Genomic DNA, 14,379 nt, shown 5'->3' with positions numbered 1-14,379 from the left:
CTGCACTAAGCCAAGCCCTCCAAAAGTAACGGTCGGGTCTTGGCTTTCGCGCCATGGCGCGATCGTTAGTCTCGGCGCGCCAAGCCGGCAAGTTTTCTGACTGGTCATCGTGCGACCCATTGCAAGTTCAGCTCCCCGCACTCCCGTGCAGCACTTCTCCACCTCCGAGCGACGCACGGCTGTGTTCAATGCCCAATCGGCGGCGGTGTTTCGATCGCCTCGCCTTCAAGAAAACCTGCTTGCGTGCCGAGCAGGGCCGGTGTCGCCCAATATGGGCGACAGAGAACGGACCCGACCCGTGGTTTAGGAGGGTCGTTCTCAGGCATCGCAAGGCTCAGCAAGGGATCAACAGGTTTTCTGGCGAGAGATCGGAACCCAAGCCGATCGGGCAGTTAACGCACCGCGAGAGACCGGAACCCAAGCCGATTGGGCGATGAACCAGCACCGAGAGAGCAGAACGCCGGCCAATTCGACGATAAACAATCCAGCTTGATTACAAAGGAAAACGCTGCGCCAGCGCAAACACCAAAGGCAAGGTTATAGCAGCCCCCACCGTTGACATCGAAATGAGACAAGCCACCAGTGGTGCATTCCCGCCCATGCGCGCTGCCAGAATATAGGCACTCGATGCAGAGGGAATGGCAGAGAATACCAGCAGCACCATGGTCTGTTCTTGCCCAAGCCCGGTGAAGTGAGCGTAAAGAACCGCCACCAAAGGTGACACCAACAGTTTCACAAACAGCCACCAAACCGACACCGGCCAATTGCCTTTCAAGCCGGAGAATACCAAGCCTGCCCCCACTGCAAGCAGGCCCAGCGACACCGCTGCTTGTGCCAATCGCTCTAGAGTCAGCATGACTGGTTCAGGCACCTGCACGCCCATCAATTTCGCTGCAATCCCAAGGCAGGTCCCAATAATTAGCGGATTTTTCAGAATGTCTACAAACGCGCTCAAACGACCGCCTTTGCTCATGGTGCCCACGGCCAATACATTGCACAGCGGCACACCCAGCGCCAGCAAAATGGCGATATTGGCCACTGCCGATTGGCCACCCAAGCGGCTGGCCAAAGCCAGACCAATGTAGGAGTTAAACCGGTACGCCGTTTGCAAGCCTGATGCAAAGTCCACGCGCCCCATATTGCTGACGAGCAATCCTAACCAACCCAACACAAACGCCGTGAATATGACGGCAGGTCCACCCAGGGCGAAGGCTCCAACTGTGTTCAGGTCAAAATTGCTCGACACCACCGAGAAAAAAAGCAGGCATGGAAACAACACAAAGTAAACCAGTTTTTCTATGGTGACCCAGGCGGCAGGCGCCATCCAGAAGCGGCGCAGCAGGTAGCCTAGGGCGATAATTGCGAAATCAGGGAAAAGAAGTAGTGGGGACAATTGTTTGCGTGTGGTGTTTGGTCATTGAGCCAATAAAAAACCCACCCGAAGGTGGGTTTTGTTCATGCCGTACCTGTTTTAAACAGAGAACGAAGAGCCGCAGCCGCATGTAGTGGTCGCATTTGGGTTCTTGATCACGAACTGCGCGCCGTTGATGTCTTCTTTGTAATCAATTTCGGCACCAGTCAAGTACTGGTAGCTCATGGAGTCGATCAACAAAGTCACGCCGCCTTTGTCCAAGGCCGTGTCGTCTTCATTCACGTCTTCATCGAAAGTAAAACCGTACTGGAAACCGGAGCAGCCGCCACCTTGCACGAATACGCGCAGTTTCAGGTTGGGGTTGCCTTCTTCATTGATCAGATCTCGCACTTTGGCTGCGGCTGAGTCAGTGAAAACCAATACGCTGGGTTGTTCTGTAGTTACGTCCATCTTGTCCTGCCTTTTTGCTGGAATTACTTGCTTGAAGCCAAGGCCAGCTTGCCTGGCATCACTTCTTCGCTCTCATGGTGCAAGGTACCGTCTACGACCGCACCTGGATGCATCTCCAATGCCCTATATCTTACGTCACCCGAGACATTTGCGGAAGGGTGCAGCTCCAGAAGCTGATTGGCTTCAATCGGACCTTCAATCAGACCACTGACCACAACATGCCCAACGCGCACGCTGCCTCGTACCTTGCCGGTTTCAGAAATCACCAGCAGTGACTGAGCGCTTTCGTCTGCAATCACATTGCCGTCCACTTCGCCATCAATGCGCAGGCCTCCTTTGAAGCGCAAATCGCCTCTAAGAATCATGTCCGCGCCCACCAGGCTTTGGATTGGCAGCAGCCGCTTTGTATTTTTTTTCGAGAACATGCGTTTAAAACCCCTTCAAAGTTTGATGGTGGACTGCGCGCGAATAGCGCCTGCTTCCAGAATTCTCATTTCAACGCTTTGTAACCTGCTGCCCTCGGGCAGGGAAAACATGCCCGACACCCTAGAAAAACGGGTCAGTTTGATTTTGAACTGGGGGTCTTCGGACGTTTCAGCGTTCGGTAAAACTATGACACTGGATTCCCCTTTGTTCAACACTTTAATCAACACTTGCACATTCAGTGTCACCTCGGGGCGCTGGCTACCTTGAATTACGAGTGCTTTATAGCGGTATTGATCCGGAACCGTGTCTTTGTTCACTTGAAGCCGCTTGAGTGAAATGGCACCTTGTAGGCTTCCGGGTATGAATCCTTCAAAAAACGCCAAATCCTCTTTCAATTTCGCATTTTCTGATTCCAGGTTGGTAATCAGCAGGGTCAGTTTGCTGCGGGCCTCTTTGTCCAGTTTTACCAATTCATTGGTACGGGATATCTCGTCTTGAAGTTCTGTCGTTTTCGTTTGAAGTTCAGCCAGTTGCTCATTGAGCACCTCAATTTCCTGGGTCGAAAAAAGTTTTTGAATGGCGTTGTCCGCTGGGCCCCACATTGCATAGGCAGCGCAGACCCCCAGAACGGACAGGCCAAGCAGCAGGCCATAAGCGAAAGCAAACCGGGAGGAGCGTTGCACTCCCGGTAACAGGGTTCGACGTGAATGGTGTGTTTTCTTGGGGTTCAAACCGCAAAATCCTTGTAATTAAGGTGCCAAAGGCAATTGCTCCAGCCCCATATGCTCGGGCAAGTCGAACATCACATTCATGGCTTGAACGGCTTGCCCTGCCGCACCTTTCACCAGGTTGTCGATCACCGAGACGATCACCAGCGTGTCTCGACCCTGTGGACGATGCAGCGCGATTCTTACGAAGTTGGAGCCGCGTACGGATTTGGTCTCAGGCAGTGAGCCTTTGGGCATCACATCCACAAAATATTCATTGGCGTAGTGCTGCTCATAAAGCGCTTGAATGTCGGTGTTTTTGCCTTGTTCATTCAGTTTTACATACGTTGTTGCCAAAATGCCGCGCACCATGGGCACCAAATGTGGCGTGAAGGTAATTTGGGTTTTGCGGCCTGAAATCAATTCAAGGCCTTGTTCAATTTCCGGCAAGTGGCGGTGTCCACTCACACCGTACGCTTTAAAACTTTCAGCCGCCTCAGAGAACAAAGAGCCCACTGCTGCTTTGCGGCCCGCACCGGACACTCCCGATTTGCAATCCGCAACAATGTTGCTTTCGTCGATCAACGGACTTGCCCCGCTGATCAAAGGTTTGAGCGCCAATTGCACTGCGGTGGGGTAACAGCCTGCCAAGCCTACCAATTTCGCTTTTTTCAGCTCGGTACGTGCTGATTCAACCAAGCCGTAGCATGCGTTGCTGAGCAGTTCTGGCTCTGAATGGGGCATACCGTACCACTTCTCAAATTGCACTGTATCTTTCAGGCGAAAGTCCGCGCCTAGATCAATCACCCGTATACCCGCATTCACCAGTTCAGCCGATTGGGCCATGGCCACTCCATGGGGAGTTGCAAAAAACACCACATCACAATCTTTCAGCGATTCAAAGGTCGGCTCTGTGAAAGCGATATTGACGCGTTTGCGCAGTGCCGGAAACATGTCTGCTACTGGCTGGCCAACTTCGCCGCGCGATGTGATTGCTTTCAGTTCAGCCTGCGGGTGCAGGGCCAAAAGGCGAAGAAGTTCAGACCCTGTGTAACCGGTTCCGCCAACAATGCCTACCTTGATCATGATTATTCCTTGCACTGAAAAGAAAAAAAGCCGCACATTTGTGCGGCTTTCGATTGTAACCCAGCTGGGAGGGCTGCTGGGTGTAAACGATATGACAGCTTGGTGCTGGTTTATCGCTTGGAGAACTGCTTGCGACGACGCGCGCCACGCAGACCCACTTTTTTACGTTCAACTTCACGGGCGTCACGAGTAACCAAGCCTGCTTTGGACAGGGTTGGCTTCAGTTCTGCGTCGAAGTCGATCAGGGCACGTGTCAAGCCGTGGCGAACTGCGCCAGCCTGGCCAGTTTCGCCGCCGCCGCGCACGTTTACCTTGATATCAAAAGTTTCAACGTTCTCGGTCAGTACCAAGGGTTGACGAGCAACCATTTGGCCTGTTTCGCGAGCGAAGTATTCAGTCAAAGGCTTGCCGTTCACGATGAACTGGCCAGTACCTTTTTTGATAAAAACACGGGCCACTGAGCTTTTGCGGCGACCGGTTCCGTAATTGTATTCACCAATCATGGTTCACCTCAGATTTCAAGTGGCTTGGGTTGTTGTGCGGAATGCGGGTGCTCTGCTTCGGCGTAGATCTTCAATTTCTTGATCATCGCGTAGCCCAGAGGACCTTTTGGCAACATGCCTTTCACGGCTTTCTCCAGCGCGCGGCCTGGGAAGCGTTCCTGCATCTTGTCAAAGTTCGTTTCGTAAATACCGCCTGGGTAACCAGAGTGGCGGAAATACTTTTTGTTCAGGCCTTTCGTGCCTGTAACGCGCAATTTACCGGCATTTACAACAACAATGAAGTCGCCTGTGTCGATGTGCGGTGTGAATTCAGGTTTGTGCTTACCACGGAGGCGGCGTGCAACTTCACTGGCTACACGTCCCAACACCTTGTCGGTGCCGTCGATCACAAACCACTCTTGTTTAACCTCACCGGGTTTCGCTGAGTAGGTTTTCATGATTTTTCCTTAAAGATAAAAAAGTGCTTTTTTACCTGTCTCCCTACTTGTACATGCAGCCCACATTAATATGCAGGTCGGCAGCCGAAGGGCTCTCCCAACAGGTAACCCGCGATTTTAGCAAATTTTTTTGCTTTCGGTTAAAATTTTTAACGTATCAGACAAAAAACCCAAGCACTGTGAGGTGCTTGGGTTTAATCCACCAAAGGAGGAGGGTGGAGGAGACAAATTTGCACCTGAAAGAAACTCTGCGATCAGTGATTCGTGGTTCATTCAAGTGACTACAATTTGAATTCTAGAGATTTTTCTGTTGCGGCGCAAGAGTCTGTTTCTGTTGTCCGAAAAAAGCAACTTATTCCACATTTTAAAAGTGGATTAAAAAAAACCATTAAAAACAAAAGCTTAAAAATATTACTAGTGACTGACTGGTTATTTGTTAATCAGGCTCAATAAAATAGAGCGTTTTTTCAACTTCTTTTCAGTAAATATTGTGCAATGCATAATGAGCAATTAATCATAAATAAGGAGTTTTATGGAAGCCGAAGTTAGCTGGTCGGGGTTACCCGGCATGTCATTTGTGGCCACAACAGGCAGTGGGCATATGTTGTGTATGGATGGTGCCCCGGATGGCGGCGGCAATAACCTGGCCCCGCGTCCTATGGAAGTGGTGTTGGCGGGTACTGGCGCCTGTACGGCCTATGATGTGGTGTTGATTCTGCGCAAAAGCGGTCAAGACATTCGCGATTGCAAGGTGAAAATGAGTGCCGAGCGTGCTGAAGAAGCCCCCAAGGTTTTCACCAGAATCAATTTTCACTTTCAGGTGATTGGCCGGGGGTTGAAGCCTAATCTGGTCGATCGGGCCATTAAGCTGTCCCATGAAAAGTATTGCTCAGCGTCTGCCATGTTGGGCAAAACGGCTGAGTTGGTGTTTACACACGAAATTATTGAAGATTAAATTTTCTGTGCCAGCGTGGTCATGACCTTCGACATCGCGGTCATGGCCAGTTTCACAGGCATGGGCAAATTGTTTGCGCCTTGATCAATCGCGGTTTGCCCGTGCTCAATCTCATCCTGACGCATCTGTTCAAGAATCGCTCTGGACTGCTGATCGCCCGCGGGCAGTCTGCCCAAGTGATCGTTCAGGTGCTTTTCAACCTGTTTCTCCGTCTCCGCCATAAATCCAAGGCTAACCTTGTCCCCCAGTGTGCCCGCAACAAAGCCCAAGGCGAATGCGCCGCCATACCAGAATGGGTTTAATAGACTAGGGCGAGCACCCAACTGGTCCAGCCGCTCTTGGGTCCAGGCCAGGTGGTCGGCCTCTTCTTTGGCGGCGTGATCAAACAACGCCTTTTTTTCGGGGTCTTTGCTAGCCAGTGCCTGAGCCTGGTAAAGCGCCTGTGCGCAAATTTCCCCCACGTGGTTTACGCGCATCAGGCCAATCACCTGCTGTTTTTCTGCATCGTTTAGCTGATCGGTAGGCAGGTTTTTCCCTGCCGGGTTGGGGCGCTGGGCCACAGGTGTGGCAGCCAGGGTCTTCAATGCTTTGTCGACCTCGCCCAATATGGCATCGATGGAGGGAAGCGTGGGCAAGGCGGGAAACTTCGGAAAACGGGGGGCTCGATTTGGCATTACTACGCACCAATGCTGTGTTTTTTCAATGAAGTCTTCATTTTAGCAAGGGATGCAAGTAAAATCCGCGTCAACGCGCAACGAATTACAACGTCCCCGTGTTGGCTCCTGTTTCAGTTCTGAAACCGGTCTGCTTCATGGTGGCACATTTTAGGCAAACCATGACTTCCAAGAAAAAGCTCTTCATCAAAACCTTTGGCTGCCAGATGAATGAGTATGACTCCGACAAAATGGCCGACGTGCTGGGTAGTTCAGACGGGCTGGAGCGAACGAACACCCCAGATGATGCAGATATCATTTTGTTCAATACCTGTTCGGTGCGTGAAAAAGCGCAGGAAAAGGTGTTCAGCGATTTGGGGCGTGTCAAGCACCTGAAAAAATCCAACCCCAACCTGATTATTGGTGTGGGCGGCTGTGTGGCCAGCCAGGAAGGCAAGGCCATTGTTGAGCGTGCGCCGTATGTCGACGTGGTGTTTGGTCCTCAAACCTTGCACCGATTGCCGCAATTGATCAAGCAGCGCCGGGATACGCACAGGCCACAGGTGGACATTTCTTTTCCTGAAATCGAGAAGTTCGACAATTTGCCCTTGGCCAAAAACACCGGTGCCACTGCATTTGTGTCCATCATGGAAGGCTGCAGCAAGTACTGTAGTTTCTGTGTGGTTCCCTACACGCGCGGTGAAGAAATTTCCCGCCCATTTGACGATGTACTGACTGAAATTGCCGATCTTGCAGACCAAGGCGTGCGAGAAATCAATTTGCTTGGGCAAAACGTGAATGCCTACCGCGGGAAAATGGGCGATACAAGCGAGATAGCCGATTTTGCACTGCTGCTTGAGTATGTCTCGGAAGTGCCCGGCGTCGAACGAATCCGTTTTACCACCTCGCACCCCAAAGAGTTTGGCCCACGCCTGATCGAAGCCTATGCGAGGCTGCCCAAGCTGGTTGACCATCTTCATTTGCCGGTTCAAGCGGGTTCAGACCGCATTCTCGCCGCCATGAAACGTGGGTACACCGCGCTTGAATACAAGTCGATCATTCGCAAGCTGCGTGAAATTCGCCCCAATATATCCATGTCGTCTGATTTCATCGTTGGTTTTCCTGGTGAAACCGAGGCCGATTTTGAAAAAACCATGGACTTGATCAATGCCGTGGGTTTCGACACCTCTTTTTCTTTTGTGTACAGCCCGCGCCCCGGAACGCCTGCAGCGGATCTGGAAGACGGTGTCGACCAAGTTACCAAGCTCAAGCGTTTGGCCCGCCTCCAAAAAACAATCCAAGACCATGCCACCAGCATTAGCAAGTCGATGGTTGGCACTCGTCAGAAGGTATTGGTCGAAGGGCCATCCAGAAAAGACCCTGCCGAGTTGGCGGGACGTACCGAGAACAATCGGGTGGTCAACTTTGCCGGAAATGCCCGAATGGTGGGACAGATCGTTGAGTTGGACATTGTCGAGGCTTATCCCAATTCCCTGAGGGGGCAAGTGCCAATCACGGCTGCCTGATATCCGTCATTTTTTTCGGTTATCCTTGAGCCGTTATTGTTAGCAGAGGTTTATCCTCCCGTATGTCAGAACCGAGTCCGTTGCAGGTCCCCAATAAAAAAGAACGGGGCCTGCTAGAACGCCTGTCTTCGTTGCTACTTCGCGAGCCCGAGGACAGAGAGCAGCTGTTGGAAGTGCTGCAACAGGCCCATGAAAGAAATTTGCTGGATGCCGATGCGCTTTCGATGATCGAGGGTGTCATGCAGGTCAGTGACCTTTCAGCAGGCGACATCATGGTGCCCCGCGCCCAAATGGATGCGATCAACGCGGAAGACTCGATCGACCAAATCGTGGCTTTTGCCGTTGAAAAGGCGCATTCCCGTTTCCCGGTGTATGAGGGCGAGCGTGACAATGTAATCGGAGTCTTGCTGGCCAAAGACCTGCTTCGCATACACGCCGATTCGGATGTCAATTTGCGCGACATGCTGCGCCCGGCAGTCTTCATTCCAGAAAGCAAACGCTTGAATGTGTTGCTTCATGATTTTCGATTGAACCGAAATCACATTGCCTTGGTGGTCGATGAATATGGCGGAGTCGCCGGCCTGCTGACCATTGAAGATGTGCTTGAGCAAATCGTGGGCGATATTGAAGACGAATATGACTTCGATGAGGAGGCGGACAACATAGTGAGCCTGGGTGGCGACCAGGCGGGCTTATACCGCGTCAAAGCGTTGACCACCATTGAACAGTTCAATGAAACATTTGGAACCGGGTTTTCAAATGAACATGCCGATACATTGGGTGGCTTGTTGACAGACCACCTGGCGCGCTTGCCCGCGCGTGGTGATGTGGTTGAGTTACCGCCTTTCCGTTTTGAAGTGTTGCGTGCAGATGCCCGGCAGGTGCACTTGCTTCGTGTTCAGAAAATTGAACCTGCGCCCGAAGACACGGATGCCAATTCATCCACCGAGAACTCAGACTCCGACAGGCCCACTTGATGTATTCCATTCTGGCCGGCGCGCTCTTGGGGGCACCTTGGGTGTTGTCGTTCGCCCCGATTTCCCTGTGGTGGCTTGGGCTACTTTTGCTTGCCGTGTTGCCTTTTGTTGCCCTGAAAACCAGCCGACCTTGGCTGACCGGCCTGGCATTTGGGTGGTCAGCATATGGCTTGGGCGTTTCCTGGTTGCACATCAGCTTGCACACTTACGGCGGTTTACCCTCTGTGCTGGCTTGGGCGGCCATTGCCGCCTTTACGCTTTATTTGGCACTTTTTCCTGCCTTGGCTTTGTGGTTTTACAGTCGTTTTGCGGCGGTACGCGCACAGTCCTGGCCGGCCACGGTGTTCAATGCGCTGCTGTGGGCTGCCTTATGGACTTTTTTCGAGTGGGCTCGGGGCACATTCATGACCGGTTTTGCCTGGCTGGGGCTGGGTGACGCGCTGGTAGATTCCCCGTTTGCCAACCTGTTGCCTTGGTTGGGTAGTTACGGCAGCTTGTTTGCCTTGATGTTGTTTGCTCACCTTTTCCTGTCTTTTGTAGTCAATCGCCTGCCCGGCAATTTACTGGGAGCAACTGCTGTGCTGGGCGGTTTGCTGGTGCTGGTTCAACTTCCTGTGAACACCCAAAGCGCTGGCGACTTGACCGTGGTGGGGGTGCAAACCAATGTTGATCAAAGCATCAAGTTTGATCCTGATCTGATTGTGTCGAACATGCAAAAAGCATTCGCTTTGGGCGACATGGCCAAGGAACAGTTGGCGAATCAGGGGGGCGGTTTGCTCGTGTTTCCGGAAACCGTGAATCCTTTGGTGTGGACCGATACCCCGGTTGAATGGCGGACCACCTTTCGCGACTTTGCAACCCCTGGCGAAACAGCTGTCATCATGGGGTCGGCCATACAAGAGGGGTCACGGTACTTCAATTCCATCGTCATGTTTCAAGGTGATGAAGCACTGGAAGCGCTTGAGGTGCCTGAAACACGCCACGACAAACGGCATTTGGTCCCATTTGGTGAATTTATTCCGCTGGGCTTCAAGTGGTTTGTGGCCATGTTGAACATGCCAATGGGGGAGTTCACCTCCGGTTCGGGGCCGCTGAAGCCCTTTTTGGTCAATGGTAACGCGTTGGCCTCCACCGTGTGTTACGAAGATATTTTTAGCGGTGAGTTTGCTGGGTTGGTCGCCAATTCCACCCAAGAGCCCTCCATGTTTGTGAATTTGAGTAATCTTGCGTGGTTTGGCCAGTCTTGGGCGCTTGATCAGCATGCTCAAATGGGCCGTACCCGGTCAGCAGAACACCGCAAGCCAGGCTTGCGTGTGACCAATACCGGTGTTTCAGGCATAGTGAACGCGAACGGTCAGTGGACCCAGCGCGTTGAGCCTGGGCAAGCCCTGGTTTGGTCGGGGCAAATCGAAGGTCGATTGGGGCAAACCTTCTTCGCAAAGTGGGGTGATCGCCTGTGGTTTTCAATTTGGGGAGCAGTCCTTCTACTGCTGTGCGTGCGTGAATGGCGCTTGAGGGCTTACAATAGAGCCCATTCAATCAATCCGTAAAATTTAAAAAGCCATGTCAATTAGTCCAGTCAACGAAATCGTTGAAGAAATGCGCGCAGGCCGCATGGTTATTCTCGTTGATGAGGAAGACCGTGAAAATGAAGGTGATCTCGTCTTGGCCGCCGACTTTGTTACGCCAGAGGCCATCAATTTCATGGCCAAATACGGCCGTGGCCTCATTTGTCTGACATTGACCGAGGCCCGCTGTCGCGAGTTGGGCTTGCGCCCCATGGTGGCAGCCAATGGCTCCTCTCACGGTACCAATTTCACCGTCTCCATCGAAGCAGCGGAAGGTGTGTCAACAGGTATTTCTGCGGCCGATCGGTCCCACACCATTCGTGTGGCAGTGAACAAAAATTCCAAACCAGAAGACCTGGTGCAACCGGGCCATATTTTTCCCCTGACCGCAGTGAATGGTGGGGTACTCATGCGGGCAGGTCACACGGAAGCGGGTTGTGACCTGGCTGCCATGGCAGGCCTCAGCCCAGCCTCGGTCATTTGCGAGATCATGAAAGACGATGGCACCATGGCCCGCTTGCCTGATCTGGTGGAGTTTGCCAAAGAACACAATTTGAAAATTGGCACCATCGCCGATCTTATTCAGTACCGAAGCACCAAAGAGTCACTGATCGAACGCATGCACGAACGTGTCATTGATACCGTGCAGGGTCAATTCAAGTGCATTTCTTTCCGCGACAAGCCCACTGGTAGCGCACACTTTGCCTTGGTGTACGGCCAATTGAACCCCGACACCGAGGCTTTGGTACGCGTCCATGAACCCACCTCGCTGATCGATTTTCTCGAAGTGAATTTGTCGGAACACTCTTTCTCAATTCCTGCAGCCATGAAGAAAGTGGTGGATGAGGGGGCAGGCGTTATTGTGCTTCTGAACTGTGATGTGTCCTCTGACCGCTTGTTGGGGCAGTTTGCCTCGCTAGACGACATCGAGCAGCGCGGTACTACTGCACGCAAGGGTGCAGGATCAAACCCGGATTTGCGCACCTATGGTATCGGGGCGCAAATTTTGCGCGACCTGGGTGTCAACAAAATGAAATTGCTGTCCCGACCACGGAAAATGCCAAGCATGACCGGGTTTGATTTGGAAGTATCAGGTTATGTCAACGGAGAAACGAAATGAGCAACAGTCCAGGAAGTGTGCCTGCTAATTTGAATGGCGATGGCATTCGTGTGGGTGTGGTTCAGGCCCGCTTCAACGAAGAAATTACCAATGGCCTTTGGGCCGCCTGTTGCAGTGAATTGCTGCGCTTGGGCGTGTTGAATGAAGATATTCTTCACATCACGGTACCTGGTGCGATGGAAATTCCAATCGCATTGCAGCGCCTGGCATTCTCAGGCGAGTTTGATGCACTCATTGCTTTGGGTGCCGTGATCAAGGGCGACACTTACCATTTTGAGATTGTGTGTGGCGAAAGCGCCCGCGGCGTTTCAAGTGTGGCCTTGGCTCACGATGTGCCTGTAGTCAACATGGTGTTGACTACCTACACCGAAGACCAGGCCATTGAGCGTATCGAGGACAAAGGCGTTGATGCCGCTCGATGTGCCGTGGAAATGGGCAATTTAATGATGACGCTGGATGACAACTTACCTGGCGCAGATGACGAGGAAGAAGACGATGAGTGAAGCCAGCAAGCCCGATTCGGGCAAGAGGCAAGGACACACTCGCAACGCTCGCCGTCGATCTCGTGAATTGGCTTTGCAGGGCTTGTACCAGTGGTTTTTGAATCCCACTGAAGTGGGTGAAGTGGATGCGCACATTCGGGATGCGCCCGGTTTCGACAAAGCCGATCGTGAGCACTACGAGTCTCTTTTGCATGGTTCGGTGCATCACCTTGACGCGTTGATGCATCAGATTCAGCCGTTCATTGATCGTCCTTGGGGCGAGCTCAGTCCGGTCGAGAAAGCTGTGTTGGTGTTGGCCAGTCATGAAATGAATACGCATGTAGAAATTCCCTACCGGGTGGTGATCAACGAGGCGGTTGAGTTGACCAAAACCTTCGGAGGCACAGACGCGTTCAAATTCGTCAATGGTGTGCTAGATAAAGTGGCCGCCCAGGCGCGTGATTCCGAAATCAAGGCTCAGGCAAACAGTCAGTCAAGCTAAAACTCAAGAGGCGTTTTGGAATTCGACCTTATTCATCGCTATTTCAAAACTCCTTTTGGTGGGCTTGCACAGGCCAATCCCGACACGGTACTTTTTGGCATCGGAGACGACTGCGCGACGCTTCGACTTGCACCCGATTTTCATCTGTTCACCTCTACCGACACCTTGGTTGAGGGCGTTCATTTTTTTTCAGATGATCCACCTGGTGTCACAGGCTGGAAGGCCTTGGCCAGTAACTTGTCCGATCTCGCTGCCAGTGGGGCGAGTCCACTCGGCTTCACGCTCAATTTAAGTTTGCCCGAAATTGATGAAAACTGGCTGGCTGGCTTCTCAGCAGGTTTGCTCGACATCGCCACCCGTTTTAATTGCCCGTTGGTGGGGGGTGATACCACTTCAGCCGGCTCCAATCCATTGAAAACCCTGTCAATCACCGTGTTTGGCCAGGCGCCTGCTTCTCACCTCGGGTTTAATCGGGCGCACGCGAAAATTGGTGAAGAAGTTTGGTTAAGTGGTACCCCCGGGCTTGCTCGCCTGGGGCTTTTGCTTGAATACCAAAGGCGAGGTCGCTTGGAGCAGCTGTGTAAGGGTCACGAGCTACCGCAGGTTCAGGCTTTGCTGGCGGCCATGCCGGCTCAGCTGCGGCAAATTGCTGTAAGTCAGCTTGGCATGCCAGTTCCGCGCATTGAACTTGGATTGCAGTTGCGTGGGCTTGCAAGCGCCTGCCTCGATCTGTCCGACGGTTTGAGTGGGGATCTGGCCCACATTTCCAGTGCAAGCGAAGTGTCCGCCATACTCTTCCAGTCGTCTCTGGAATCAATGTGGCGAAAACTTTGGCCTGAAATAGATCAACAGGCCAATGCGGCCGGTTTGTTGAAAATCTTGCTCGAGCAAACCTTGGGGGGCGGTGACGATTTCGAATTGTGCTGGACAGCCCACCCGAACCGTCATGATGCAATACAATCCTTGAAGGCGGGCCTGCATTGTGTAGGCGTCATCGAGCCCGGAAGCGGTATCTGGCTTCAATCCCAGGGGGCAAGCCGAGAGCGCGTGTCAAGTTGTTCCTTTAATCATTTTGCCGAGATCCAGAATTGAGCTCGATACCCCGTTTCCGGCCCAACTGGCGCTTTATGCTGGCCCATCCCGCGCATTTGTTGGCCTTGGGATTTGGCAGTGGTTTGGCGTGGGTTTTGCCAGGTACTTTCGGTACATTGATGGGCTGGCTCTTGTACGTTTGGCTGGATCCCTATCTGGCTGCAAATCAGTGGATTTGGGTGATTGTTGGCGCTTTCATTGCGGGTGCCTGGGCTTGCCAGATCACCGGGAAGGCTCTGGGGGTTATCGATCACGGCGGGATTGTCTGGGATGAAATCGTTGCGATCTGGCTGGTGTTGTTTGTGGCCTCGAATCATTTTTCCAGCCCCATTGAACAATTGACGTGTGTGCTTCTTTTCAGGTTCTTTGACATGGTAAAACCGCCCCCGATCCGCTGGTTCGACCGGCACTGGAAAAATGGTTTTGGTGTAATGTTTGATGACATCGTTGCAGCTTTCATGACCTTGTTGGCTTTAGCGGTCTATTTGTATTTTTTGAAGTGAATTCAATTTTAAACACTCAA

The 14,379-nt window shown here is 52.4% G+C and carries 18 protein-coding genes; 10 read left to right on the top strand and 8 right to left on the bottom strand.

The genetic code is table 11. From position 1 onward, the window contains the following. Positions 1-493: 493 nt before the first annotated feature. From BSZ31_RS00350 to rplM, 7 genes are all read right to left on the bottom strand, one after another. Positions 494-1,393, bottom strand: coding sequence for an AEC family transporter (locus BSZ31_RS00350; protein WP_146106537.1), 900 nt, complete (start codon positions 1,391-1,393; stop codon positions 494-496). Between the two features lie 78 nt (positions 1,394-1,471). Then, positions 1,472-1,822, bottom strand: coding sequence for an iron-sulfur cluster insertion protein ErpA (gene erpA / locus BSZ31_RS00345; RefSeq protein WP_008251471.1), 351 nt, complete (start codon positions 1,820-1,822; stop codon positions 1,472-1,474). Between the two features lie 23 nt (positions 1,823-1,845). Next, positions 1,846-2,247, bottom strand: a complete 402-nt coding sequence (locus tag BSZ31_RS00340) for a polymer-forming cytoskeletal protein (protein WP_105027039.1) — start codon at positions 2,245-2,247, stop codon at positions 1,846-1,848. Positions 2,248-2,262: 15 nt separating this feature from the next. Next, entirely contained in the window at positions 2,263-2,979 is a 717-nt protein-coding gene (locus BSZ31_RS00335) for a DUF6776 family protein (protein ID WP_146106536.1), read from the bottom strand. Between the two features lie 18 nt (positions 2,980-2,997). Next, positions 2,998-4,041: an N-acetyl-gamma-glutamyl-phosphate reductase gene (argC, locus tag BSZ31_RS00330; RefSeq protein ID WP_105027037.1), complete on the bottom strand. Its 1,044-nt coding sequence runs from the start codon at positions 4,039-4,041 to the stop codon at positions 2,998-3,000. A 110-nt stretch (positions 4,042-4,151) separates the two neighbouring features. After that, a complete protein-coding gene (gene rpsI, locus BSZ31_RS00325; protein ID WP_105027036.1) occupies positions 4,152-4,544 on the bottom strand; it encodes a 30S ribosomal protein S9 in 393 nt (130 codons plus the stop codon). A gap of 8 nt (positions 4,545-4,552) precedes the next feature. Then, positions 4,553-4,981, bottom strand: coding sequence for a 50S ribosomal protein L13 (rplM, locus tag BSZ31_RS00320; protein ID WP_008251461.1), 429 nt, complete (start codon positions 4,979-4,981; stop codon positions 4,553-4,555). A gap of 288 nt (positions 4,982-5,269) precedes the next feature. Here rplM and BSZ31_RS16790 point away from each other — a divergent pair, with 288 nt between their 5' ends. Both BSZ31_RS16790 and BSZ31_RS00315 read left to right on the top strand, forming a co-directional pair. Continuing rightward, positions 5,270-5,434, top strand: a complete 165-nt coding sequence (locus tag BSZ31_RS16790; RefSeq protein ID WP_168426788.1) for a hypothetical protein — start codon at positions 5,270-5,272, stop codon at positions 5,432-5,434. A gap of 79 nt (positions 5,435-5,513) precedes the next feature. After that, a complete protein-coding gene (locus BSZ31_RS00315; protein ID WP_105027035.1) occupies positions 5,514-5,936 on the top strand; it encodes an OsmC family protein in 423 nt (140 codons plus the stop codon). On the opposite strand, the gene coq7 is transcribed toward BSZ31_RS00315, so the two are convergent. After that, entirely contained in the window at positions 5,933-6,610 is a 678-nt protein-coding gene (gene coq7 / locus BSZ31_RS00310) for a 2-polyprenyl-3-methyl-6-methoxy-1,4-benzoquinone monooxygenase (protein WP_105027034.1), read from the bottom strand. The two genes, BSZ31_RS00315 and coq7, sit on opposite strands and share 4 nt — an antisense overlap. 161 nt (positions 6,611-6,771) lie before the next feature. Between coq7 and miaB the strand changes: the two genes are divergently transcribed. The 8 genes from miaB to BSZ31_RS00270 all read left to right on the top strand — a co-directional run bounded on the left by miaB (position 6,772) and on the right by BSZ31_RS00270 (position 14,359). Beyond that, positions 6,772-8,115 (top strand): tRNA (N6-isopentenyl adenosine(37)-C2)-methylthiotransferase MiaB, encoded by a 1,344-nt coding sequence (gene miaB / locus BSZ31_RS00305; RefSeq protein WP_240605600.1) that lies wholly within the window; start codon positions 6,772-6,774, stop codon positions 8,113-8,115. A gap of 62 nt (positions 8,116-8,177) precedes the next feature. Then, positions 8,178-9,092, top strand: coding sequence for an HlyC/CorC family transporter (locus BSZ31_RS00300; protein WP_105027032.1), 915 nt, complete (start codon positions 8,178-8,180; stop codon positions 9,090-9,092). After that, positions 9,092-10,642, top strand: coding sequence for an apolipoprotein N-acyltransferase (gene lnt / locus BSZ31_RS00295; RefSeq protein WP_105027031.1), 1,551 nt, complete (start codon positions 9,092-9,094; stop codon positions 10,640-10,642). Before BSZ31_RS00300 ends, lnt begins: the two co-directional genes overlap by 1 nt. Before the next feature lie 13 nt (positions 10,643-10,655). After that, the gene (gene ribBA, locus BSZ31_RS00290) at positions 10,656-11,780 is read left to right on the top strand and encodes a bifunctional 3,4-dihydroxy-2-butanone-4-phosphate synthase/GTP cyclohydrolase II (protein WP_105027030.1); all 1,125 of its coding nucleotides are present in this window, start codon (positions 10,656-10,658) and stop codon (positions 11,778-11,780) included. Next, positions 11,777-12,283 carry a 6,7-dimethyl-8-ribityllumazine synthase gene (ribH, locus tag BSZ31_RS00285; RefSeq protein WP_105027029.1) on the top strand — a complete coding sequence of 169 codons (507 nt, stop codon included), beginning with the start codon at positions 11,777-11,779 and terminating at the stop codon, positions 12,281-12,283. The genes ribBA and ribH overlap by 4 nt, the downstream gene beginning before the upstream one ends. Further along, positions 12,276-12,764, top strand: coding sequence for a transcription antitermination factor NusB (gene nusB / locus BSZ31_RS00280; protein WP_105027028.1), 489 nt, complete (start codon positions 12,276-12,278; stop codon positions 12,762-12,764). Before ribH ends, nusB begins: the two co-directional genes overlap by 8 nt. A gap of 15 nt (positions 12,765-12,779) precedes the next feature. Further along, positions 12,780-13,856, top strand: coding sequence for a thiamine-phosphate kinase (thiL, locus tag BSZ31_RS00275; RefSeq protein WP_105027027.1), 1,077 nt, complete (start codon positions 12,780-12,782; stop codon positions 13,854-13,856). Continuing rightward, positions 13,853-14,359, top strand: a complete 507-nt coding sequence (locus BSZ31_RS00270) for a phosphatidylglycerophosphatase A (protein WP_240605599.1) — start codon at positions 13,853-13,855, stop codon at positions 14,357-14,359. Before thiL ends, BSZ31_RS00270 begins: the two co-directional genes overlap by 4 nt. Positions 14,360-14,379 lie beyond the last annotated feature (20 nt).

It is taken from the genome of Limnobacter sp. SAORIC-690, assembly GCF_002954425.1.
In the GTDB taxonomy this organism is placed as follows: domain Bacteria; phylum Pseudomonadota; class Gammaproteobacteria; order Burkholderiales; family Burkholderiaceae_B; genus Limnobacter; species Limnobacter profundi.
This window is presented reverse-complemented; position numbering and strand designations above follow the sequence as displayed.

Coding starts and splice junctions, on each gene's coding strand:
- ribBA (WP_105027030.1), top strand. CDS start 10,656: ATGTCAATTAGTCCAGTCAACGAAATCGTTGAAGAAATGCGCGCAGGC.
- rplM (WP_008251461.1), bottom strand. CDS start 4,981: ATGAAAACCTACTCAGCGAAACCCGGTGAGGTTAAACAAGAGTGGTTT.
- BSZ31_RS00340 (WP_105027039.1), bottom strand. CDS start 2,247: ATGTTCTCGAAAAAAAATACAAAGCGGCTGCTGCCAATCCAAAGCCTG.
- miaB (WP_240605600.1), top strand. CDS start 6,772: ATGACTTCCAAGAAAAAGCTCTTCATCAAAACCTTTGGCTGCCAGATG.
- ribH (WP_105027029.1), top strand. CDS start 11,777: ATGAGCAACAGTCCAGGAAGTGTGCCTGCTAATTTGAATGGCGATGGC.
- lnt (WP_105027031.1), top strand. CDS start 9,092: ATGTATTCCATTCTGGCCGGCGCGCTCTTGGGGGCACCTTGGGTGTTG.
- argC (WP_105027037.1), bottom strand. CDS start 4,041: ATGATCAAGGTAGGCATTGTTGGCGGAACCGGTTACACAGGGTCTGAA.
- erpA (WP_008251471.1), bottom strand. CDS start 1,822: ATGGACGTAACTACAGAACAACCCAGCGTATTGGTTTTCACTGACTCA.
- BSZ31_RS00300 (WP_105027032.1), top strand. CDS start 8,178: ATGTCAGAACCGAGTCCGTTGCAGGTCCCCAATAAAAAAGAACGGGGC.
- rpsI (WP_105027036.1), bottom strand. CDS start 4,544: ATGATTGGTGAATACAATTACGGAACCGGTCGCCGCAAAAGCTCAGTG.
- BSZ31_RS00315 (WP_105027035.1), top strand. CDS start 5,514: ATGGAAGCCGAAGTTAGCTGGTCGGGGTTACCCGGCATGTCATTTGTG.
- coq7 (WP_105027034.1), bottom strand. CDS start 6,610: ATGCCAAATCGAGCCCCCCGTTTTCCGAAGTTTCCCGCCTTGCCCACG.
- nusB (WP_105027028.1), top strand. CDS start 12,276: ATGAGTGAAGCCAGCAAGCCCGATTCGGGCAAGAGGCAAGGACACACT.